Genomic DNA, 21,446 nt, shown 5'->3' with positions numbered 1-21,446 from the left:
CCAAAGCAAAGACTGCCGGCAGGGATCCGGTGATTCCCGATCCCCTCACACCGATCCGGGTGGAGGCACAATCAGGGGAGATGCACAGGTTTTCCCAAAATACAGAGGGTTTTATGAGGTAATTTATTAATCTGAAAATTTCACTTCTGAGCATGTACACCTGTGAGGCCTCGTCCCGTAACCTTTTTACTGATTCTATCCGGCTTATGGAGGATGCCACCCCGTGTGGAGTGATAGAGTCTGACAGAAGCCCTGACCCTGTCAATCTTCAGGAGGCAGCTTAGGTGTGGATCAAAGAGATGGAAGTAATTCTTCCCTGAATCAGGGAGATGAAGCTCCTTAAGAAAAACTCAATCGGATCAGTGAACAGGTCATTATAGATATGGCCTGTGATCCAGAAGGCAGACAGATTCAGGGAAGGGTGGAGGGTATGGCGGTACTTCAGGGGTCTGGTATGGCATATATTTTTGTCTCCAATCCCAAACCTGTAACCCTCCCGGATTTTGAAGGGTTTACCAATGCCTATGTCTGCTATCCGGGATGCTACATGCCAACTACCTTTATTGTTACCAGCACTTTATTGATATCCGGAGCTTTAAGAACCGCCACCGCCGCTTTGATTAGCTGAGGGAATTCTTCTTCAAAAGGATAATTCATAAAATGTCTGAGAATAATCCTCTCTGAATAGACATTCCGGAGTATTCAGTTTTGATTAAGTGAAAAATACTGTTTTTCCAAAATGGGGACCAGTTTAAGCATAATATGGAGTTAATTTTAGTGTTATTAAAACAGATTATTTGATTTAAACCTGAATGAAAAGTGCGAGGAGCAGGATTCGAACCTGCGAACTCCTACGAGACAAGGCCCTCAACCTTGCGCCTTTGACCAGGCTTGGCAATCCTCGCAAACAAATAACTAAGACTCAATAATTAAAGTGTCTCTGAGCCTGAGGGACTAATAATTAATATTTGGACACCAGTGCGAGAGGCAGGATTCGAACCTGCGAACTTCTACAAGACCAGGCCCTGAACCTGGCGCCTTTGACCAGGCTTGGCAACTCTCGCACAATTACCTACATAAGTTGTAGCTTAAGTTAATTAAACCTTGGTTTTTGAATTTTATGTAAAACCCTAATTCGCCCGAAAATATCACAAAAAACCATAAAATAAAAGGCATAAAGGAAGTGAAAATTACAACAGATATAAAGGGCGCAAAGAGCGTAAAAATACAAAAATAATAAAAGAGAAGTTAGTCCTTTCCGGCAGGTTTCCGGAAACTACTCTCCTGAACATGCCTTTTATACTCCATATCACGGAGTTCATTCCTCTTAATCTTGCCTGAGATCGTCTTTGGAAGGTCCTCAACAAACTCAATCATACGCGGATACTTATATGGTGCAGTCGTCATCTTGACATGCTTCTGAATCTCTTTAATAAGCACCTCAGTTGGTTCATAACCATCCTTCAGTATAACAAAAGCCTTGACAACCAGACCCCTGATAGGATCAGGTGAACCCACAACAGCAACCTCCTTCACAGACGGATGCTCCATAATAGCAGATTCAACTTCAAAAGGCCCGATCCTGTAACCTGAACTCTTAATTACGTCATCATCCCGGCCGACAAACCAGAAATAACCGTCCGCATCCATACAGGCCTTATCACCGGTATAATAATAATCACCTGAAAAAGATACCTCATTGGCTTCAGTATTGCCAAAGTACTCCATAAACATACCAACAGGCTTCGGATTGATATGTACAGCAATTCTTCCGACATCTCCGGTTTTAACAGCCTTACCATTCTCATCATGAAGCACGATATTCCATCCCGGAGACGGCCTGCCCATTGAACCAGGCTTGGTCTTCATACAAGGGAATGTCCCGATACAGAGCGTAAGTTCAGTCTGCCCGTAGCCCTCATAGATATCAAGGCCGGTTCCTTCCTTCCAGACCCTTATAACCTCAGGATTGAGAGGCTCACCCGCACTGACACAATGGCGCAGCGGTGTCAGATCAAACTTATCGAGATCAGCCATAATCAGCATACGGTAAATAGTCGGCGGGCAGCAGAATGTTGAAACCTCATACTTCTCCAGAATAGGCAGAATTTCGGTTGCGTTAAACTTACCACGGATATCATAGACAACACTGCATGCCCCCTGAATCCACGGCCCGAAGAACTTGCCCCAGGAAGACTTCGCCCATCCGGTATCAGAAAGTGTCAGATGAACATCATTCTTCTTCAGATCAAGCCAGTATGCACCGGTTGTTATATGACCCAGCGGAAGAGCCTGATCATGCAGCACCATCTTGGCCTCACCCGTAGTTCCGGATGTAAAATAAATCACCATCGGATCAGACGACCTCGTCTTCTCAAGACCGGTCACAACAAGCTTACCGGAAACAGGCGCAGGATAATCAAGCTCAACAAGATAACTCACCCAGCCTTCCTTTCTCCCGTCAACAACAAGCCTTGAATGAAGGCACGGACACTCACGGCAGATATCATCAATCTTTGGAACATTCTCCATATCTGTGATCATCATCCTGATGCCGGCTGCATTGATCCGATAGACAAGATCCTTTGTTGTGAGCATAGTCGGGCACGGCACAAATACAGCACCCAGTTTAATACATGCAACAGCAAAGAACCACCATTCAGGCACACGAGGAAGCATTATCGCAACCCGATCACCCTTCTTAATGCCATACTTAAGAAGCATATTCGCCGCCTCATTGGAACGGCTCATAAGATCCCGGAATGTGAAAATCTTCTCATAACCGCTCTGATTGACCCAGATCATCGCTTTCTTGTTCCTGTCAATCTTTGCCCAGGCATCAATAACATCAAAACCAAAATTGAAAAACTCCGGAACATCAATAGAGAAATTACTGCATAACTCCTCATAATCAGTCATATTCGGCTCTTCAACCGGAATCTGGGAACGGAGATGTAAAAGATCATACAGACTCTGACCGCCGCCGGGAATAACCGACATGTCAGCCTCCCTGCCGCACGCCTGAGCAATCCATTCAGAACGCGAGACACTCTGGAGATCTGAGACATCATCGATCTTCTTCACCAGATCATCATCCATAGTCACAGAAAAACGCACCATTCCTGAATATATGGTGGTGCAAAATATAAAGATATTCTCTCCAACAAACACCACGACAGATACAAATGGCCAACACAAGTACGTCCGAGTATAGATACGGGCGGCAGCGGGAAAAAATAAATCAGTGCAATATCATATAAACCAGACAAACCAAAATAAAAACAATAAAAAACAATTTTCTATTATCTGCACCAGCATAACAGGACATGTAATAAACAAAAGGGGAAAACCAGTAAAATACGCCGGAGGATAAATTAATTGGGAAAAAATAAAATACTGGTTGTTGAAGACGAAATAATAATTGCAATGGAGATAAAGGCAACCCTGAAAAAAATGGGATATGAAGTGCCGGGAATTGCAACAAACGGAATTGATGCAATAGACCTCTCCAGAAAGACAGAACCTGATCTCATCCTGATGGATATAAGGCTGAAAGGAGATATGGATGGAATAGAAGCCGCAGAAAAGATCATGGGCCTTTATGACATACCGGTAATATTCCTCACCGGAAATTCAGACGAAGAGATCGTAAACAGAGCCATCGCAATAAACCCCGCAGGATTTTTAATAAAGCCATACAGGGAAAAGGAACTATTCAGCAATATCGAGATGGCAATATACAAGAACAAGATAAAAAATTCAGTAGAAACACCAAAAAAAATCAGAACAGAAGGAATAACAGAGATAATAAGATATTTCACATCACCTGTAATCTTTCTGGACAGTGAAGGCAGAATCTCAGAAATCAGCAAAAAAGCAGCGCTGATAATCGGAACAAAACCTGAAGACCTGAAAGGAACTCCGGCACAGGAGATATTCATACAGGAAAACAGCAGAGATGAAAATTCCGGAATTGAAAAAGACCTGACATATCCACAGGAGATCAGAATAAAAACCTCAAGAGGGATAAAAAAAGCACTCCTGCTTACAGGATTTTATTATGACCGGAGAAACGATAAGATCCACCAGTTCATAGAGATCTCAGACAGAAAAAAATATCTGCCGGAAAAAGAGAGCAGAACAGAGATAATCCCTGAAATACTAAACACAATAGACGAGAACGTATTTGTACTGACAAGAAACCTGAAAGTACTGTACACCAACCGGAAATTCGATGAATTTGCCGATTATTTAAATACAGGCAAAATCCAGCAGGGAATGCAGGTATATGAAATTTCAGGAATAAAATCAATAATAAATCCGGACGAATACATAGAAACCATCAGGACAGGCAATACCTACTCCGGAAGACGACGGATAAATACCAGAACAGGATTCCTCCTTATAGAGATCATCATATATCCGGTTGTAAAATCCGGCACGGTAACAAACCTCATAGTATATCTCCGGGACGCAACAAAAAGTAATGCAATACTGACCTATTCTGAAGAGATTGACAGGAATATTACAGAGATAGAAGAGAGCATATCAAAGATAACAGCTCTTCTCGATCAGATAAACAACCCGATATTAAATATCATCAATATTGCCAGGGGTGAAACCGGCCTTAAAATATCACAGATTATGGACAGTGCATCAGAGGCATCAGAGACACTCTCTGCAATTCAGCTCCAGACCGTCAGATATGAGGACGCAATGAATACAATGAGACATATGGGCAATAAAACGCGGGAATGGGACGAAAAAAGAAAGAAATAAAAAAATTTGCAGGGGTTAACAGAATTGTCAGCTACTCCGCTTTTCTGAATTTCTTAACTTCACCGTCTCTCAGTTCATTTCTCTTAATCTTACCGGAGAGAGTCTTTGGAAGCTCCTCAACAAAATCAATCAGACGCGGATATTTATACGGCGCAGTTATCCTCTTGACAAACTTCTGAATATCCCTTACAAGTTCATCTCCGGGTTCAAAACCTTCATTTAACACAACAAAGGCCTTGACAACCAGACCTCTGATACGGTCAGGAGAACCGACAACAGCAGACTCCTTCACTGCCGGATGTTCAAGGAGGGCCGACTCGACCTCAAACGGCCCGATCCTGTAGCCGGAACTCTTAATGACATCATCATTTCTCCCGACAAACCAGAGATAGCCGTCATCATCCCGGTATGCCTTATCTCCGGTATAATAAAACCCGTCAACAAAAGACTCGGCATTTGCCTCATCATTGTCAAGATACTCAACCAAAAGCCCCACCGGCTTTGGATTTAACGATATGGCAATCCTGCCCTCCTCATAATTTCCAACCAGCTTTCCATCGTCATCATGCAGCTCAATATTCCACCCCGGAGAGGGTTTTCCCATAGATCCCGGCTTATTCTCCATACATGCAAAAGATGCAATGGCGCAGCATGTCTCGGTCTGCCCGTATCCTTCATGTATAGTGAGACCCGTTCCCTCCTGCCAGACCCTGATGACTTCCGGATTTAACGGTTCACCTGCACTGGTGCAGTGGCGGAGTTCTGAGAGATCGAATTTGGATAGATCTGCAAGTATGAGCATTCTGTATATCGTTGGCGGGCAGCAGAAACTCGTAACTTCATACTTCTCAATAACCGGGAGCAGCTTTGTCGCCTCAAACTTACCCCTAACATCAATGATCAGCAGGCATGCTCCGGCGATCCACTGCCCGAATATCTTACCCCAGGCACATTTTGCCCATCCGGTGTCTGAAGATGTAAAATGAACATCATTTGGTGTAAGGTCATGCCACAGCTCTGCCGTAACCTTATGACCAAGCGGATAACCATTGTCATGAAGAACCATCTTAGGTTCACCAGTAGTTCCGGATGTGAAATAGATAAGCATTGGATCGTCAGATCTGGTTCTGAAATCAGCAGGCATGCTGACGGATTTATGAGAGACCGGTGCAGGATATAAGAGTTCAAACGGAAAGCTTGCCCAGCCCTCAAGTTCACCGTCTGCCAGAAATCTTGACCTGAGTGTCGGGCATTTGTCGCAGATCTCATTCACCTTAGGCGCATTCTCAAGGTCAGTTATGACCATACTGAACTTTCCGGCATTTATCCTGTACTTCAGATCCTTTGGTGTAAGAAGAACAGGGCATGGGCATACAACAGCACCAAGTTTGATGATTGCTGTGACAAATATCCACCATTCCGGAATCCTCGGAAGCATGATAAGAACGCGGTCCCCTTTATTGACATTATATTTAAGAAAGATATTTGCAGCCTGGTTAGAGAGGTTCTTCATATCTCTGAAAGAATATTTCTTCTCATGACCGTCCTGATCCACCCAGATCATTGCAAGTTTGTTTCTGTCAGTCTCAGCCCAGTGATCAACGACATCATATCCAAAATTGAAATATTCAGGAACTTCAATGTTATAATTCTTCTTTGTTTCATCATAATCCATCATATTGTGGATGCCGGAAATTTTTCTGTTTTTGCGGGAGTAGCTCTGTGATTCCGGAGCTTTTTCGCCGGACTTTGCCCTGACAACCTCACTCTCCGATATTCTCCAGAGCCGTCCGACCTTCATACCTTTCATAGTGCCATCCCTCAGCCAGGCATGAACAGTCCGCGCCTCAACCTTTAAACGGTCCGCAACCTCCTGCGGAGTATAAAACTTCTCGTCATTGTAATCCATACCATAAATGTCTGCAACAATGTAATTTAATGTTTGTTTATGTATGTACATCCACCATTCCAAGGTAAAATTCCGGGTGACAGATACCAGAAATACAGGAAAAAGTCTGCCGCAGCAACAACCGGAAAAACTGACCGGGCACACATAACAACATCACAACAGATGTACATAACCACAAAACATACATAAAACCACATAATCTCCAGTTTGAACCGTAAGGACGGGCCAATATGAAGCTTTGGAATTTCAGAGGCATATATGAGCCAAAAATACTATCAACAGACAATTACAGGCAGAACATAACCACACATAGCATACTTTCCGGGAGGCAGGACCTGCCATCTTCTTCCGGGTCAAAACAATTAATATTATGGTCTGATGCCTGCAATTGAGTAAGCAATGGCTGAGAAGAGTTACGACTCACTTAAGATTGAAAATATTGTTGCATCCGGAGAAATCGCAAAAGAGATGGATTTGCAGTCAATTTCAGAAAACATTGAAAATTGTGAGCTTAATACAAAGAGATTTCCAGGGGCTGTATTAAGGATAACTGTGCCTAAGATTGCGGCTCTTTTGTTCTCCTCCGGAAAAGTTGTTCTGACAGGGATAAGGAATAATGAAGACCTTGGAAAAGGGCTTGACATCATCATAAAATCGCTGAAAGAGAACGGAGTGGATACATTTGACGTGCCCAATGTCAAGGTTACAAACATTGTGTGCTCATATGACATGGGAAAGCCGGTAAACCTCAACAGAATCGTTGTTACGCTTAATCTTGAAAATATTGAGTATGAACCTGAACAGTTCCCGGGACTGGTTTACAGAATAGAAAAACCAAAGATTGTCGCGCTTATCTTCTCATCCGGAAAGATAATCCTGACCGGCGGAAAGAATATGGAGGATATAAAAAGCGGCCTTGATGTTCTTGAATCAAAACTTGACAGTATAATGTAATGAAGAAGATCAAACCAATAATTTTCTTATAACAACTGCCTGCGCAGGAGCAGGACAATTGTACATTTTATCACAATTCCGGGAATTGTACTTATTATCAGAATTCCGGCAGACAAACACCGGGAAAACAGTAAAAAACTGCACAGTGCAATATTTAACTGCACATTGCACAATTTATAATCATAAAGGGGCAAATCGCCACCATTTCATTGACAGGAGAGATACATCCTTCTGAAATTATTCTGCATAATCAGTGTCACATCTGCCCCCTCATAAATATCAGAGTAATTTCAGATAACCGCCGGGCGGCATATAGCAGTCACCCTCTGTAAGCATCTCTTTAAGAATGGATCTGGCCCTGTCATCCGGAATATTTGCCGCTCTGCACTTATTAAAGAGTTCATCCATTATAATTCCCTTCTTCCCGCTTCCGGCCTTTATTATCGGAATTATCACCTCATCCCTCAGTGAGGCATCATCTGCGCCAATAGCCTGCGCCTGCGTGGATGCACCATCAGCACTGCTGACAAAAGGTAATACAGTATCAGAACCGGCCCTCTCCCTGACAGTGCCAAGCATCAGTTTTGCAGAATTTAAAACCGGAATTATATCTGATGCCGGCCGCCCTGACCCCTTAATTCTCTGCACCGTTCTCTTTGCGGTCTCTGTCACCAGACTGTCCCTGACTTCAGAAGATATCTCCTTAGCAGCATATGGTATGATGAGCGGGTGCAGACGGCCCTCATAATATCCGGATGAGAGCCTGCCATAGACTGATACGAATGACGGAACCTTCAGGGAGAGCAGACTCTCCGCCACCGGGGATTTTTCCGGTGCGCTCACAATGAAAACGCCGGTTGCATCCGCAACCCTCATAAAAACCCTCTTCTGCATCTTATTCAGAGACCGCTCTGTCAGTGCGCCGGATATGAATACATCCTCTGACAAAATTTTTCCGGAAGGGAGATGCAGATCTTTCTTGCCCGGAGATATCCGTTCAAATTCGCATGCAAACATATATTCTGGCGGTTTTGGCATAATCAGGCATCCATTATAAGTTTTAGTCAGTATGCACGCAATATTCCGGCTCATCATTCCGGGTGAATTACTTAAAGTCACATACTGACAAAATATTTACTGAATAATAATTAGTTCTCCGGGGACAAATAATTCTTACAACAGAGCAGAAATTCAGAGCACGGCACACAGTCGAAGATAATATAAACCAAATACGGAAGTCTGACGCATGGATGATTCAAATACAATCTGGATAGAGAAATACAGGCCCAAAAAACTTGACGATGTCGTTGGCCAGAAAGAGATAATATCACGCCTGAAATCCTACGTGAAAACAAAAAGCCTGCCCCACCTCCTCTTTACCGGGACAGCAGGGATAGGCAAGACCACATCTGCTGTGGCACTTGCAAAGGAGTTCTACGGGGAGCACTGGAATGTCAATTTCAGGGAGATGAATGCTTCGGATGAGAGGGGGATTGATGTTGTCAGAAATCAGATCAAGCAGTTTGCAAGGACAGCACCGATGGGAGGCGCGGAGTTTAAGATACTCTTCCTTGACGAGGCGGACGCACTGACAAACGATGCACAGGCGGCCCTCAGAAGGACAATGGAGAATTATGCGAGGACATGCCGCTTTATTCTCTCATGTAACTATTCATCCAAGATAATTGACCCGATACAGTCCCGGTGTGCAATATACCGTTTCAGGCCGCTCGACCGGGAAGCAATAACCGAAGAACTGATGAAGATCGCCGAGCATGAGGGTCTGACACTCTCAGAAGATGCGATAAGCGCGATAATTTATGTGTCAGCCGGAGATATGAGAAAGGCCATAAATGCGCTTCAGGGTGCAGCGATAATAGATCCGGAGATAAAAGAGGAGATGATCTTTGAGATCACCTCGACTGCAAAACCGGATGAGATTCTGGAGCTTTTAGAGATTATCATCGAAGCCGACTTTGATGGTGCAGAGCATAAGCTGGATGAACTCACAATAAAGAGGGGCATTGCACCAAACGAACTGATAAATCAGTTATACAGAACCATTGTCGGCCACAAATCAATAGGCCGTGAACTTAAGCTTGAGATGATCTCACATCTTGGTGAGACTGATTTCAGAATAAGTGAGGGATCAGATCCTGGTATTCAGATGGAAGCCCTCATTGCAAGGTCGGTAATAAGTGCACGAAAATGCGCCGGAAACTGAACTTTAAACAGAGATAATACAGCATAATAATAGTAAGGGAGGAGATTTTTGGCAGAAGAGAATAGTGCAAATGTTACTGACAGGGTGGGAGACTGGACCCGATTTTTAAAGAAGCACTATAAGGCAGAACTGAGTGAGATTGCCAGAGAATTCCCGCATAAGAGATCGGTTGTAATTGACTACCGGAAGCTTGAGAAGTGGGGCAAGAAGGGTCTTTCACTTGCAGATGAGATCCTGAAAAACCCAGGCAAGGTAATAGGCGATGTCAGGGACGCGATAAAGAATAACAATCTGATCTTTACAAAGGACGAGGAAGAGAAGGCAGACGAGGTTAATATCCGGTTTATCGGCCTGCCTAAAAAAATAGCAGCCAGGGAAATAAGGGCGCACCACATCAACACATTCATCTCAATTGAGGGAATTGTCAGAAAGGTAACCGAGGTCAGACCTAGGCTGACATCTGCGGTGTTCAGGTGCCTTACCTGCGGAACTATGACACCCCCCTACAGGCAGGGCTATGGAAAGTTTCAGGAGCCGTACAGGCCGTGTGAACAGTGCGAGCGGGCGACAAAGATGGAGCTTGTCCCGTCCCTCTCCAAATTTCTGGATGTTCAGAAGGTCAGGATGCAGGAGTCGCCTGAGGGCCTCAGGGGCGGTGAGCAGCCTGAGACGATTGATGTTGACATCACAGATGATCTCGTTGCAATAGCAGCGCCGGGTGACCGTATAGTCATCAACGGGATATTAAGGTCAATTCAGCGTGTAACACACGGAAACAAGAGTTCTCTCTTTGACATCTACCTTGAGGCAAATTCCCTTGAGATGAGTGAGAAGGAATTTGAGGAGGTGGCAATCTCTGAGGAGGACGAAGAGCATATAATGGAGCTGAGCCGTGACCCGGATCTCTATTATAAGTTTTCACATTCAATTGCGCCATCAATTTACGGCAATGATGAGGTGAAGGAGGCAATATCACTCATTCTCTTTGGTGGAATCATGAAGGAACTTCCGGACGGGAGCCATCTTCGTGGCGATATTCATATGCTCCTTGTCGGAGATCCGGGTATTGCCAAGTCCCAGATGCTCCGTTATGTGATAAGGCTCTCGCCAAGGGGGATTTATACGAGCGGAAAGTCCTCCACCTCTGCCGGACTTACTGCAACAGCGGTTAAGGACGAATTTGGTGACGGCAGGTGGACACTTGAAGCAGGTGCACTCGTCCTTGCGGATATGGGTATAGCCGCAGTGGATGAGATGGATAAGATGGCGAAGGAGGACAGAAGCGCTCTGCACGAGGCGATGGAACAGCAGTCCATCTCCATAGCCAAGGCAGGAATTACGGCGACCTTAAGATCCCGGTGTGCACTGCTTGGTGCGGCAAACCCGAAGATGGGACGGTTTGATGAATTTGCACCTATGGCAGAGCAGATCAATATGCCGCCATCCCTGCTATCACGTTTTGATCTCATATTTGTTATGAAGGATAAGCCGAACAACACGCTTGACCGTGCAATCGGTGAGCATATACTCAAAGCCCACGAAGTTGGAGAGCTTATTGAGCATACCAAAAAAGAGGCGATTGAGGGTATAGATGCGGAGTATATCGAAAGGGCACTTGCACCTGTAACTCCGGATATTGATCCAATCCTCTTCAGGAAATATATCGCGTATTCCAAGAGAAACTGCTTCCCTCTGCTCTCAAAGGAAGCCAAGGAGAAGCTGATTGATTACTATCTCAACCTGAGAGGATTTGCGGATGACAACAAGCCTGTGCCTGTCACTGCAAGGCAGCTTGAAGCGCTTGTGAGGCTTTCTGAAGCCAGTGCAAGGATAAGGCTCTCCAAAAAGATTGAGACGGAGGATGCTGAGAGGGTTATCAGGATTGTTGACCGCTGCTTAAGGGATGTTGCATATGACCCCGATACCGGAAGTTTTGATATTGACAAGCTTGTCACAGGCATTCCAAAACAGCGTCGTGATATTATCCGGGAGATCAAGGAGACTATCAGAAACAATGCGGATGACAATGGATATACCCGCATTGAAGAGGTGCAGGAGATACTTCAGCAGAAGGGCCACAATAAGGATGATATAAGAAAGAGGATTGATGACCTCTTAAGAAGCGGAGAGGCGATGGAGCCGAGGCATGGCATCATTAAGCTGATCTGAGAAACAAGAAGGGTTAAACCCGGAATTTTCTTTTTTATACACATACTTTTCCAAAACGATGTTTATTATTTATAGCCTCCACCACACCAATTAAATTTAATTTGTAATAGAAAAAATTATTTTTAATGTGTGAGAACAAAGCCGGAGGTACCACAGCCGTTATCAACACAACTGACCCGGAAAAAAAGAATGCTGCCACAGTTATGAACTATGCAGTAAAAATCCGGGACAATTATCTTGAGCATGCTTTTGTATTTGATCGGAATTCTGAGCATTTATTCAGCCTGAAGGGAAGCCGGTGGAAGATACAGTTCAGCCACAGGGAGATTATGAGGCTCTTTGGCACTGTCTTTATGCACAATCACCCCCGTGGCGGGTCATTTTCCATAAATGACATATATACGGCCTGTGCATGTTCAATGAGGGGAATGATTGTTGTAACCAGCAGTCATGTCTATATCATGATGCCTCCGGAGGGTGAGGAATACTTTTCAGGGACTATATATAGGGACATATCAAAATGCTTTAAGATACGCTCATGCAGGCTGCCGCTGAACCTGAGGCTTTCAGCTCCGGATTTCTTATGGGAAACTGTAGCGAGGGATATGGATCTTAGGTACTACTGCATGACGTATGAGGACCGGCCTGTTAAGGCATCAGACCTGATTCATTGATGGAAATCTCTTCAGACAGATTGAAGAATCAGAAGAAGCAATCCGGAATTATATAGAGGTCAGGTACGAATTTCCGGGAGACTCATTCAGAAGAAAGGATGTCTGAAACTATCCGCTTAATTCTATACGTAAGGTGCTGCTGAATGCTGTTGTTCACCAGGATTATTTTAAGTCCAACAGGCAGACACAGATCAAGATCTTTGATGATCACATCTGGTTTTACAATCCGATGGGACCGCCAAAGAGGATCACAATCAAGGATTTGCACAGCCCACATTCGTCTGTCCCCTGTAACCCACTCATTGTAAATATGATGTGCAGGGCAAATTTCATAGAATTCTGGGGTAGCGGCATAGAAAGAATATCAAAAGAATTTCTGGAGGCAGGACTGCCTGAGCCGGAATTTAAAGAGGAGATGGATGGTTTTTCGGTCTATTTCCGGAAGAATGCCAAAACAACAGAAACAGTTGAAACCGGCGATGCTGAAGTTACAGACAATGTCAAACCCCTAATAAACACTAGACTTTCAATTCAAGACATTATAATGGAGAAAAATCTCAATGAACGCCAGATAAGAGCAGTTGAGTATGTTATCAACAACGGGGAGATCTCAAATAAGATATATCGGGAACTGAATTCTGTTTCAAGCGGAACAACAAAGAGAGAACTCATCGAACTTGAATCAATGAAAATTCTAAAACAGGCCGGAAAAGGGAGAACAACAACCTACAGACTCAATTCCTGAAGTGAAATTATATTCTAACCTAATCATTGCAAAAATGATCCGATTAGGATTAGATCATTGCAAAAATGATCCAATTAGGATTAGATCATTGCAAAAATGATCCGATTAGGGTCAGATATGATCCAATTATGGTCTGATTATGATCCATGACGATCCGCAACAACCCGATTATCCCGTTACTATTTAATGCTGATAAACTGCAAAATATGATTATGGAGAAAAAAGCAAAAGCAGCATTTGAAGCCGGAATCAAACTCGGAGCACTCTACCACCAGTGGGTAGGCACACCAATCTCCCCGCAGACTGCCGGAAGCGTTGAGAAGGCAATTGAAGGTGCAGTAGGACTTCAGCCCTATGTTGATGAGATCACAGTAAAAATAGACACCTCACAGATGGTCTTAAACGCATTCGGCTACAGTGAACTATCCGGAAAGATGTTTGATGTAAAAATCAGGACAAAAGTAGGGAATGCAACATGCCATGCACAGCTAAAGGTAGAGGAAGACTACCCGATGATGACAATCATTGAACTGATCTGAACTGAATTAAACTGAATTAAACTGAATTAAACTGAATTAAACTGAATTAAACTGATCTGAACTGAATTGAACTGATCTGAAAAGGATTCATCTGAACAGGCATTAACAGATCCGGACTCATACATCCGGATTTACCAGAAACAACAGAAGAGACTGCCGGCTGACAGAACAGACCATTACACCGGCAGACAACCATCCAGCATAATTTTTCCACCACAATGATTCTGAAAGATATACCCATAACCGATGACCACATGCACATAGATCCGGTCAATGGAAAAGGAATAAAAGCAGCACTGGAATTCAAGAGATCAGGCGGCACGCACATATTCCTTGTTACAAAGCCATCCTGGTCTTTTGGAATTACCCCGCAGTCAGGAGAGGACTTCAGACCTGTATTTGAAAAGACAATACAACTTGCAGATGAGATAACAGAGAACGGAGTGAAGACATTCCCGATTCTCGGAGTCCACCCGGCAGAGATAGGCAAACTAACGGCCGCCGGAATGACCGTTGAAGAAGCAGCAGATGTGATGTCTGCCGGACTTACTGTTGCGGCAGAATATGTAAGAAACGGTGAAGCAGTGGCCTTAAAGAGCGGAAGGCCGCACTACGAAGTAACTCCGGATGTATGGGATGCCTCCAACAGAGTGCTTGCACATGCAATAGCCCTTGCGCATGATGCAGACTGCGCGCTTCAGATCCATGCCGAGACCGGCCCGTGTGAAGATGTCGTAACAATGGCACAAAAATCCGGGATGGACATCCACAGAATTGTAAAGCATTTCGGAATCCCGGAGACACCTCTCACACCCTCACTAATCGCAAAACATGAGGCAATACCCGACCTTGCCCGGCAGGGGCGGCTCTTTACCATGGAGAGCGACTACATGGACGAAAACAGCCGGCCCGGCTCTGTAATCGGTCCTAAGTCAGTCCCGCGTTTTACACGAAAGCTCATCGAATCCGGAAAAATAACAGAAGAACAGGCATATAAAATTCATAAAGACAATCCAGAGAAGATCTACGGCGTTGAGATTAACTTAGGCTGAAATACCAAACCAGACATATAACAAATAAAATAACATTAAAACCTATTTTTCCGGAAAAACAGAGCATTTGCAGCAGTAATCTACAAAAATGCACTGACAACAGAGAGACAATACACCACAAGCATACAGTACCGGAACTTCAATCCGAAAAAAAACAATAACAGGACATCCCGGACTGCACCATCATTTCCTTTATTCAATACTACAGACAGATACTAATGATATGTACATGAAGATACACAGATCGCCGGGATGCGAAGAGATCCTTGCTGCATGCGACTGTGAATTATTGAATACAACATTATCAGATGAGAAAATAGAGATTGAGGTCAGTGAAAATTTTTACGGGAATGAAAAAGTCACTGAAGAAGAGTTTGAAGAGGCACTAAAGAAGGCAACAAATGCCAACCTCATCGGAAAGAGAGTAATAGCAGTTGCAGTCAGATGCGGACTGGCTGACGAAGACTACTGCATATACATACAAGACATACCACACGCACAGATCCTATGACCGAAAATATTGACATCAAACAGAACATCTGCCCAAAATGCGGAAAACCTACAAAAAAGGGCCTTTGTCCGGAATGCAGAATCGCCGAAACAGAATGGTTAGTCTGTGACCCAAGAGTGCAGTGCACACAATGCCCCACATGCGGTTCAATGAAAAACGGAGCAATATGGACAGACTGCAAGGTGGAAATGGAAGACCTCATTGCAGAGATCGCCCTCTCCGCAGTTCACCTGCATGAGGATATGTATGACTACAACATACAGCTCTCCCACTTTGAACCAAGCCCGAACAGAACCTCAGTAAAGATAATGATATCAGGAGAACTCTACGGCAGGCATGTGGAAGATGAATGCAGAACACTCATCGTATGGATCAAAGAGCAGTGCGACAGGTGCAGCAGATTATCCGGCGGATACTATGCCGGAGTCATTCAGGTAAGGGCAGAAGGCAGAAGGCCCGATGATCATGAACGTGCAGTTTCAGAAGAGATAGCAACCGAAATTGAGGACAGTGTCCAGAATGCCGGAGAAAGGCTCTCATTCATCACTGAGACCAAGAATACAAAAGACGGGATCGATATTGTCATAAGCAGCCACAATCTCGGCGAGAGCATATCAAGAGAGATCAAAAAAAGGCTTGGCGGAAAAATAACAAAACACCCGAAACTGATAGGCGAGAAGGACGGAAGGCCGCTGTACAGGATAACCTACTTAATAAAGCTTCCAAGATACCAGAAGGGTGAGATACTCTACTCCAAAGGAAAATACCTCGAAGTAAGGTATATCGAGTCCGGACTTCTGAAAGTCTTTGATTTTGAGGACGGCATGTTAAAATCCCTGCGGGAGGATGACGTAGAGAGATCAGTCGGAAATATCAGGGTAATTGAAAACGCCCTTGTTACATATACCGAAGGCAACACAGCCGGAATTTTAGACCCGAAAAATTATGAAAGCCGCGAGGTGCTGATACCAAAGTGGCTGTATATAAGAGAAGGTTCAGAGATCAGAGTTCTCCGAGACCCTGAAAACGACAACCTTGTCCCAGTCGGATAAGATAGTGAAGAAAATGGTGTGCCGCCCGGAAATATTCCGGCAATGAAGCAGGAGATAACAGAAGATCAGATATGAGATGCAGAACCGTTAAGACCTCAGAACTGACCCGGATTTCCGGCTGGGAATGGGCAGACAGGAGCAGACGGCCCTATGTCAGAGGTGATACTGCATATGTGCCTGTTAAGGACGGATATTCCTCAGATACAGAGATAAAAGAGCGTAAGAGGTACAGCGGCCCCGGATACCAGATGATTGGTGACATTGCGGTAATCCATGGAAGCAGGCCCACAGAATCTGAGATCTCTGAGATCATAGGTTGGAAAAATCCAAAAGGCATCCTCCTCCTGAAGGGATTTAACAGTGAGAAGAGAATCCCGGATACCGAAGTTTTATATGGTGAGTGCAGTGAAACCTGCCACAGGGAAGCCGGGCATATATTTTTTATTGACCCTTCAAAGGTGATGTTTGCAATGGGCAACCGGGATGAGAAGATGAGAATCGAAACCCTCGTTAAAAATTCCGGAAGAGAAGAGCGTATCGCCGATATGTTCGCCGGAATCGGCTATTTTACCATCCCTGCCGGAAAAGCCGGCGGTATGGTTCACGCAATGGAGCTAAACCCGGACTCATACCAATTCCTGAATAAAAATATAACAGCAAACGGCCTTAAAAATAACATAACCGCAGATTTGGGCGATTGCAGGGACCTTCTCAGGGGAACCTACGACAGGGTACTGATGGGTCATTTTGACTCAGTAAATATGCTCAAAGACCTTATACCACACATTAAAAGAGGCAGCATACTGCACCTGCACAGCATAGATTCTGTCGGGGACAGAATAAGGGAAGTTCTGAACAATGCCGGATATGAATGCGAAATAAAGGAAATAAAGGTTAAGAAGTATTCCCCCGGACGATGGCATATAGTTCAGGACGTAACGATAATATAATAACCGGACAATAATACAACAGTTAAATCTGCTTTACTACCAAAACTGCCGGCAGGGTAAAAACTCCATAAATACCAGAAAAACGGCTGAAAAACCCCAGAAGAGATGAGACATAATGACACTGAAGGGAAAAACAGTAATTCTTGGAATCACCGGAAGCATTGCTGCGGTTGAGGATATAAAACTTGCAAGGGCACTGAGACGAAAAGGTGCAGAAGTCAGGGCTGTAATGAGCAGGGCCGCATGCGGAATAATCCACCCCGATGCAGTGACATACGCATGTGATCATCCGGCAATAACTGAGATCACCGGACTGATAGAGCATGTGAAATACTGCGGCATCGGCGGAAGCGGAGATATTCTGCTCATAGCACCTGCAACCGCCAATACGATCTGCAAGATAGCCGGCGGTATAGACGACACTCCGGTTACGACATTTGCAACAACAGCCATTGGCAGAGGCATGCCGGTTGTGATTGTCCCGGCAATGCATGAGAGCATGTACAGGCATCCGGCAGTGAAGGAGTCAATAGAGAAACTGAAGAGCTGGGGCATATCCTTTGTAGAACCAAAACTGGAAGAGAACAAGGCCAAGCAGGCATCAAACGATGACATTGTCCTGGAGTCTGAGAGGGCATGCGGAGAAAAGCCCTTAGCCGGAAAGAGAGTGCTCATAACCTCAGGTGCATGTACAGAACCACTCGATGATGTCAGAGTCTTAACAACGGGTTCAAGCGGTGCAATGGGAAGGGAGATAGCCCTTGAGGCATACAGGCTTGGCGCAGATGTGACTATTGTCCATAAAAACACTGCAATCCCGCTCATCAATAACATCAAGACATCAGACTCCGACTCCATGAGAGAGGCAGTCCTGAATTATGCAGACGATGAATTTCCGGACTACTACATAAGCGCCGCTGCCATCTCGGATTTCGCACCGGAAATTTACAGTGGAAAAATCCCTTCAGGTGAAGGAGTAACCATAACACTGCTCCCAAAACCAAAGCTTCTTGACGGAATGCTGGCACTTAAGGGCAAAAATCCGGATGCGAAGATTATCGCCTTCAAACTCGGCAGGGACGAAGAAGATAAGGCAAAGGAGATGGTTAAAAAAGGCATCTTCATGGTAGCAGTCAATACTCCGGATGTGATGGGAAGTTTATCCGGCAGGTACAGATTCGTAACAGAAAGCGGCATAACAGAAACTGAAGGGCAAAAAGAAGAGATAGCAAAGGAGTTGTGGAAGGCAGCCCTGCAGCCTTAAGGAGAACAGATATGACAAAGATCTCAAAAGCCTTCTCTCCGGGGCACATATCTGGCTATTTCTGCCCGAAAACCTGCACAAACGGCGATAAAGGCAGTATCGGAGGGGGCATAGTCATCACCGAAGGCGTAACCACTACTGTCTCATACTCTGATAAGACAGCTGTTGAGATCATCAGAAGAGGAGATGACAATAAAATCCTCACGAAAATAAGCGGGTCCCCACCGATAGCATATGCCCTCAGAAGGATGAATGTCACAGCCCGCGTTCAGACAGAATGCAGGCTGCCGCTGGGTTCAGGATTCGGCCTTAGTGCAGCTGCCCTGCTGTCAGCGGTTACAGCAGCAGACGACTGCTTTGAATGCGGATATTCAACAGAAAAGAGAGAAGCCCTCGCCTATGAGGCAGAGGTGTACTCATCATCCGGCCTCGGTGATGTTCCGGCAGCAACGGGCGGGGGATACATATGCAGGAAAACGCCCGGACTAAACGGTGAGATCATCAGGAAGTTTGATGCAGATGAAGAGATCGCCGCTGTGAGCTTAAGCCCCATTCCAACAGAAGAGATTGTAAAAAACACGAAGATCCTTGAAGATACCAGGAAGGCGTTCCCGTCCGGATGTCCGGGAGGAATTGAGGAATTTTTCCGGATGTCCAAAAAATTTGCCTTTGAATCCGGACTTATGACAGAGGATGCAGAGAAAATTATCAGGGCATGTGAAGAAGAATCAGTGCCGGCATCGATGACCATGCTTGGCAACGGGGTGTTCGCATACGGAAATCCGGCAAAGAAGATCCTCTCCCGGTTCGGCAGTGTCTATGTCATGAAGATATCAGAATCAGGTTATTCCCTTTTGCAGTCCAAATAATTAACGGAACTTAAAATACGGAAGAGATTAGTAATGATACCCAAAGATCATCCGAGATATAAGTCACTAATTAGAAGGGAAAGAATAGCAGATGCCGCACTTAAGGGCATAGTTGCAATGGAAGGTGTCGGCGCACACGGAAGAGGGGAGGCTTTTGACTACCTCATCGGTGAAAGAACAACACAGTCAGCACTGCTTGCGGAAAAAACAGCTGCTGCACTCTTTCTCAATGCCAAAAATCCGGTGATATCGGTCAACGGCAACACAGCTGCCCTTGCAGCAGAAGAGATAGCAAAACTTCAGAGAGCATCCGGTGCAGCAGTCGAGGTAAACCTCTTTCACAGAACTGAAAAGAGAGTCCGGATGATAACAGAACTTCTCGAAGATGCCGGAGCTGATGTATTAAAAGGAGAGTCTGAGAGGCTTTTGCCCCTCTCACATGACAGGGCATTATGCCTCAGGGACGGAATTTACAGCTGTGATCTCATACTGGTTCCCCTTGAAGACGGGGACAGATGTGAAGCACTCGTGAATATGGGAAAGACGGTTATAGCAATTGACTTAAACCCACTCTCAAGGACTGCAAAGACCTCTTCCCTGCCAATAGTTGATGAACTGTCAAGGGCACTTGCAAATATGACAGAATTCTGCACAAACCTGAAGAAAGATGAGGCTGAACAGCTCATATCAGACTATAACAGCAGATCTTTTTTGGAGTCTGCGGTAAAAGATATAGTGGAGAATCTGTCCAATGCTCTGGATTGAGAAATACCGGCCCGAAAAATTTGAAGATATATACGGCCAGGAAGAGATAATCAGCCACATCGGAGGATTTGGCAGGAGTAAAAACATACCCCATATGCTGCTCTTCGGCCCGCACGGCACAGGCAAGACATGCGCAGTGCAGTCCCTTGCAAAGGAGATCTACGGAGACTATGCGGACGAGAACCTGAGCATAATCCAGGCTGGAATTCTCTTCACGCAGGGAAAAACCTGGCTTGAAAATGAAGAGAGATTTTCACACCTGTATAAGAAGGAAGAGAGTCTGATAAATAATTTCAAGCATATCGTCAAGTGGTATGCCTCCATGAGACCTTTTGAAGCTGATTTTAAGATACTTGCATTTGAAGAGGCCGACATGCTCCCCTTTGCCGCACAGGCGGCACTCAGAAGAATTATGGAGAAGTACAGCCGCACATGCAGATTCATTCTGCTGACAAGACGCTCATCCACAATAATTCCGGCAATATACTCCCGCTGCCTGCCGCTATTCTTCAAACCCCTCCCCAATGAAACAATTATTGGGATAATGAAGGATATAATGAAGAAAGAAGAGATCTCAGGGGATGAAATTCCGGATGACGACCTTGACCTTATTGCAGAGTTCTCAAAGGGAGACTGCCGCAAAGCAGTGACATACCTTCAGATAATGGCAACAAAAAAAGATGAAGCAGACATCATAGATCTCTCAAAATCCGAGATTTCATCGGTTTCAGCCGCACTTTTTAAATCAATACAGGCAGCAGATTTTGCAAAATCAAAAGAGACAGCAGAGATGATAATGATCGAATACGGCCTCTCAGCCAGAGAGGTCATAAACGAGATATCGGCAACTGCCAGAAGAGAATATAATGACCCGCGAATTGCGCTGATGCTTGGAGATGCAGATTACAGACTGACAGAAGCCGGTAATGAATATCTCCAGATAAACGCACTCATATCAAATATCATATCAGAGGTTTTCAATTGAAGAAG

The 21,446-nt window shown here is 44.8% G+C and carries 19 protein-coding genes and 2 tRNA genes; 16 read left to right on the top strand and 5 right to left on the bottom strand.

Annotated features, from left to right (window positions below):
• Positions 1 to 382 precede the first annotated feature (382 nt).
• Positions 383 to 628 (top strand): hypothetical protein, encoded by a 246-nt coding sequence (locus tag L6E24_RS12315; protein WP_257742270.1) that lies wholly within the window; start codon positions 383 to 385, stop codon positions 626 to 628.
• A 192-nt stretch (positions 629 to 820) separates the two neighbouring features.
• Here the strand turns inward: L6E24_RS12315 and L6E24_RS12310 are convergent.
• The 3 genes from L6E24_RS12310 to L6E24_RS12300 form a co-directional block, all read right to left on the bottom strand.
• A tRNA-Leu gene (locus tag L6E24_RS12310) sits at positions 821 to 905 on the bottom strand.
• A gap of 74 nt (positions 906 to 979) precedes the next feature.
• Positions 980 to 1,064: transfer RNA gene (locus L6E24_RS12305), tRNA-Leu, on the bottom strand.
• A 184-nt stretch (positions 1,065 to 1,248) separates the two neighbouring features.
• The gene (locus L6E24_RS12300; RefSeq protein ID WP_257742269.1) at positions 1,249 to 3,120 is read right to left on the bottom strand and encodes an AMP-binding protein; all 1,872 of its coding nucleotides are present in this window, start codon (positions 3,118 to 3,120) and stop codon (positions 1,249 to 1,251) included.
• A 258-nt stretch (positions 3,121 to 3,378) separates the two neighbouring features.
• Here L6E24_RS12300 and L6E24_RS12295 point away from each other — a divergent pair, with 258 nt between their 5' ends.
• Positions 3,379 to 4,779 (top strand): response regulator, encoded by a 1,401-nt coding sequence (locus L6E24_RS12295; protein WP_257742268.1) that lies wholly within the window; start codon positions 3,379 to 3,381, stop codon positions 4,777 to 4,779.
• Positions 4,780 to 4,810: 31 nt separating this feature from the next.
• Here L6E24_RS12295 and L6E24_RS12290 read toward each other — a convergent pair whose 3' ends face one another.
• Complete coding sequence (locus L6E24_RS12290; protein ID WP_257744025.1) at positions 4,811 to 6,688, bottom strand: AMP-binding protein; 1,878 nt, start codon at positions 6,686 to 6,688, stop codon at positions 4,811 to 4,813.
• Between the two features lie 399 nt (positions 6,689 to 7,087).
• Between L6E24_RS12290 and L6E24_RS12285 the strand changes: the two genes are divergently transcribed.
• Complete coding sequence (locus tag L6E24_RS12285) at positions 7,088 to 7,642, top strand: TATA-box-binding protein (RefSeq protein ID WP_257742267.1); 555 nt, start codon at positions 7,088 to 7,090, stop codon at positions 7,640 to 7,642.
• 279 nt (positions 7,643 to 7,921) lie between these two features.
• Here L6E24_RS12285 and L6E24_RS12280 read toward each other — a convergent pair whose 3' ends face one another.
• Positions 7,922 to 8,680, bottom strand: coding sequence for a hypothetical protein (locus L6E24_RS12280; protein ID WP_257742266.1), 759 nt, complete (start codon positions 8,678 to 8,680; stop codon positions 7,922 to 7,924).
• A gap of 208 nt (positions 8,681 to 8,888) precedes the next feature.
• Between L6E24_RS12280 and L6E24_RS12275 the strand changes: the two genes are divergently transcribed.
• The 13 genes from L6E24_RS12275 (at position 8,889) to L6E24_RS12215 (ending at position 21,441) form a co-directional block, all read left to right on the top strand.
• Entirely contained in the window at positions 8,889 to 9,866 is a 978-nt protein-coding gene (locus L6E24_RS12275; protein WP_257742265.1) for a replication factor C small subunit, read from the top strand.
• Positions 9,867 to 9,914: 48 nt separating this feature from the next.
• On the top strand, positions 9,915 to 12,035 hold the full coding sequence (locus L6E24_RS12270) for a minichromosome maintenance protein MCM (protein ID WP_257742264.1): 2,121 nt from the start codon (positions 9,915 to 9,917) through the stop codon (positions 12,033 to 12,035).
• Between the two features lie 125 nt (positions 12,036 to 12,160).
• Positions 12,161 to 12,709, top strand: a complete 549-nt coding sequence (locus L6E24_RS12265; RefSeq protein ID WP_257742263.1) for a hypothetical protein — start codon at positions 12,161 to 12,163, stop codon at positions 12,707 to 12,709.
• Between the two features lie 133 nt (positions 12,710 to 12,842).
• The gene (locus L6E24_RS12260) at positions 12,843 to 13,454 is read left to right on the top strand and encodes an ATP-binding protein (RefSeq protein WP_257742262.1); all 612 of its coding nucleotides are present in this window, start codon (positions 12,843 to 12,845) and stop codon (positions 13,452 to 13,454) included.
• Between the two features lie 212 nt (positions 13,455 to 13,666).
• Positions 13,667 to 13,993, top strand: a complete 327-nt coding sequence (locus L6E24_RS12255; RefSeq protein WP_257742261.1) for a dihydroneopterin aldolase family protein — start codon at positions 13,667 to 13,669, stop codon at positions 13,991 to 13,993.
• 218 nt (positions 13,994 to 14,211) lie between these two features.
• Positions 14,212 to 15,045, top strand: a complete 834-nt coding sequence (locus tag L6E24_RS12250; protein ID WP_257742260.1) for a TatD family hydrolase — start codon at positions 14,212 to 14,214, stop codon at positions 15,043 to 15,045.
• 229 nt (positions 15,046 to 15,274) lie between these two features.
• Positions 15,275 to 15,556, top strand: a complete 282-nt coding sequence (locus tag L6E24_RS12245) for a DUF424 domain-containing protein (protein WP_257742259.1) — start codon at positions 15,275 to 15,277, stop codon at positions 15,554 to 15,556.
• A complete protein-coding gene (locus L6E24_RS12240; protein ID WP_257742258.1) occupies positions 15,553 to 16,608 on the top strand; it encodes a 60S ribosomal export protein NMD3 in 1,056 nt (351 codons plus the stop codon). Before L6E24_RS12245 ends, L6E24_RS12240 begins: the two co-directional genes overlap by 4 nt.
• A gap of 71 nt (positions 16,609 to 16,679) precedes the next feature.
• A complete protein-coding gene (locus L6E24_RS12235) occupies positions 16,680 to 17,558 on the top strand; it encodes a class I SAM-dependent methyltransferase (protein ID WP_257742257.1) in 879 nt (292 codons plus the stop codon).
• A gap of 115 nt (positions 17,559 to 17,673) precedes the next feature.
• Positions 17,674 to 18,822 carry a bifunctional phosphopantothenoylcysteine decarboxylase/phosphopantothenate--cysteine ligase CoaBC gene (coaBC, locus tag L6E24_RS12230; protein ID WP_257742256.1) on the top strand — a complete coding sequence of 383 codons (1,149 nt, stop codon included), beginning with the start codon at positions 17,674 to 17,676 and terminating at the stop codon, positions 18,820 to 18,822.
• 11 nt (positions 18,823 to 18,833) lie between these two features.
• Complete coding sequence (locus L6E24_RS12225) at positions 18,834 to 19,691, top strand: pantoate kinase (RefSeq protein ID WP_257742255.1); 858 nt, start codon at positions 18,834 to 18,836, stop codon at positions 19,689 to 19,691.
• A gap of 33 nt (positions 19,692 to 19,724) precedes the next feature.
• Complete coding sequence (locus L6E24_RS12220) at positions 19,725 to 20,456, top strand: 4-phosphopantoate--beta-alanine ligase (protein WP_257742254.1); 732 nt, start codon at positions 19,725 to 19,727, stop codon at positions 20,454 to 20,456.
• The gene (locus L6E24_RS12215) at positions 20,443 to 21,441 is read left to right on the top strand and encodes a DNA polymerase III delta subunit-related protein (RefSeq protein ID WP_257742253.1); all 999 of its coding nucleotides are present in this window, start codon (positions 20,443 to 20,445) and stop codon (positions 21,439 to 21,441) included. The genes L6E24_RS12220 and L6E24_RS12215 overlap by 14 nt, the downstream gene beginning before the upstream one ends.
• Positions 21,442 to 21,446: the final 5 nt, after the last annotated feature.

Origin of the sequence: Methanoplanus endosymbiosus (assembly GCF_024662215.1) — an archaeon.
Taxonomy (GTDB): domain Archaea; phylum Halobacteriota; class Methanomicrobia; order Methanomicrobiales; family Methanomicrobiaceae; genus Methanoplanus; species Methanoplanus endosymbiosus.
The sequence above is the reverse complement of the archived record's forward strand: the minus strand, read 5'-3'. Positions and strand labels throughout refer to the sequence as shown.

Excerpts from the sequence above, each read along its gene's own strand:
- L6E24_RS12315 (WP_257742270.1), top strand. The coding sequence starts at position 383 with ATGGCCTGTGATCCAGAAGGCAGACAGATTCAGGGAAGGGTGGAGGGT.
- L6E24_RS12285 (WP_257742267.1), top strand. The coding sequence starts at position 7,088 with ATGGCTGAGAAGAGTTACGACTCACTTAAGATTGAAAATATTGTTGCA.
- L6E24_RS12300 (WP_257742269.1), bottom strand. The coding sequence starts at position 3,120 with ATGGTGCGTTTTTCTGTGACTATGGATGATGATCTGGTGAAGAAGATC.
- L6E24_RS12275 (WP_257742265.1), top strand. The coding sequence starts at position 8,889 with ATGGATGATTCAAATACAATCTGGATAGAGAAATACAGGCCCAAAAAA.
- L6E24_RS12250 (WP_257742260.1), top strand. The coding sequence starts at position 14,212 with ATGATTCTGAAAGATATACCCATAACCGATGACCACATGCACATAGAT.
- L6E24_RS12240 (WP_257742258.1), top strand. The coding sequence starts at position 15,553 with ATGACCGAAAATATTGACATCAAACAGAACATCTGCCCAAAATGCGGA.
- L6E24_RS12220 (WP_257742254.1), top strand. The coding sequence starts at position 19,725 with ATGATACCCAAAGATCATCCGAGATATAAGTCACTAATTAGAAGGGAA.
- L6E24_RS12255 (WP_257742261.1), top strand. The coding sequence starts at position 13,667 with ATGGAGAAAAAAGCAAAAGCAGCATTTGAAGCCGGAATCAAACTCGGA.
- L6E24_RS12280 (WP_257742266.1), bottom strand. The coding sequence starts at position 8,680 with ATGCCAAAACCGCCAGAATATATGTTTGCATGCGAATTTGAACGGATA.
- coaBC (WP_257742256.1), top strand. The coding sequence starts at position 17,674 with ATGACACTGAAGGGAAAAACAGTAATTCTTGGAATCACCGGAAGCATT.
- L6E24_RS12235 (WP_257742257.1), top strand. The coding sequence starts at position 16,680 with ATGAGATGCAGAACCGTTAAGACCTCAGAACTGACCCGGATTTCCGGC.
- L6E24_RS12245 (WP_257742259.1), top strand. The coding sequence starts at position 15,275 with ATGAAGATACACAGATCGCCGGGATGCGAAGAGATCCTTGCTGCATGC.
- L6E24_RS12225 (WP_257742255.1), top strand. The coding sequence starts at position 18,834 with ATGACAAAGATCTCAAAAGCCTTCTCTCCGGGGCACATATCTGGCTAT.
- L6E24_RS12290 (WP_257744025.1), bottom strand. The coding sequence starts at position 6,688 with ATGGATTACAATGACGAGAAGTTTTATACTCCGCAGGAGGTTGCGGAC.
- L6E24_RS12215 (WP_257742253.1), top strand. The coding sequence starts at position 20,443 with ATGCTCTGGATTGAGAAATACCGGCCCGAAAAATTTGAAGATATATAC.
- L6E24_RS12265 (WP_257742263.1), top strand. The coding sequence starts at position 12,161 with ATGTGTGAGAACAAAGCCGGAGGTACCACAGCCGTTATCAACACAACT.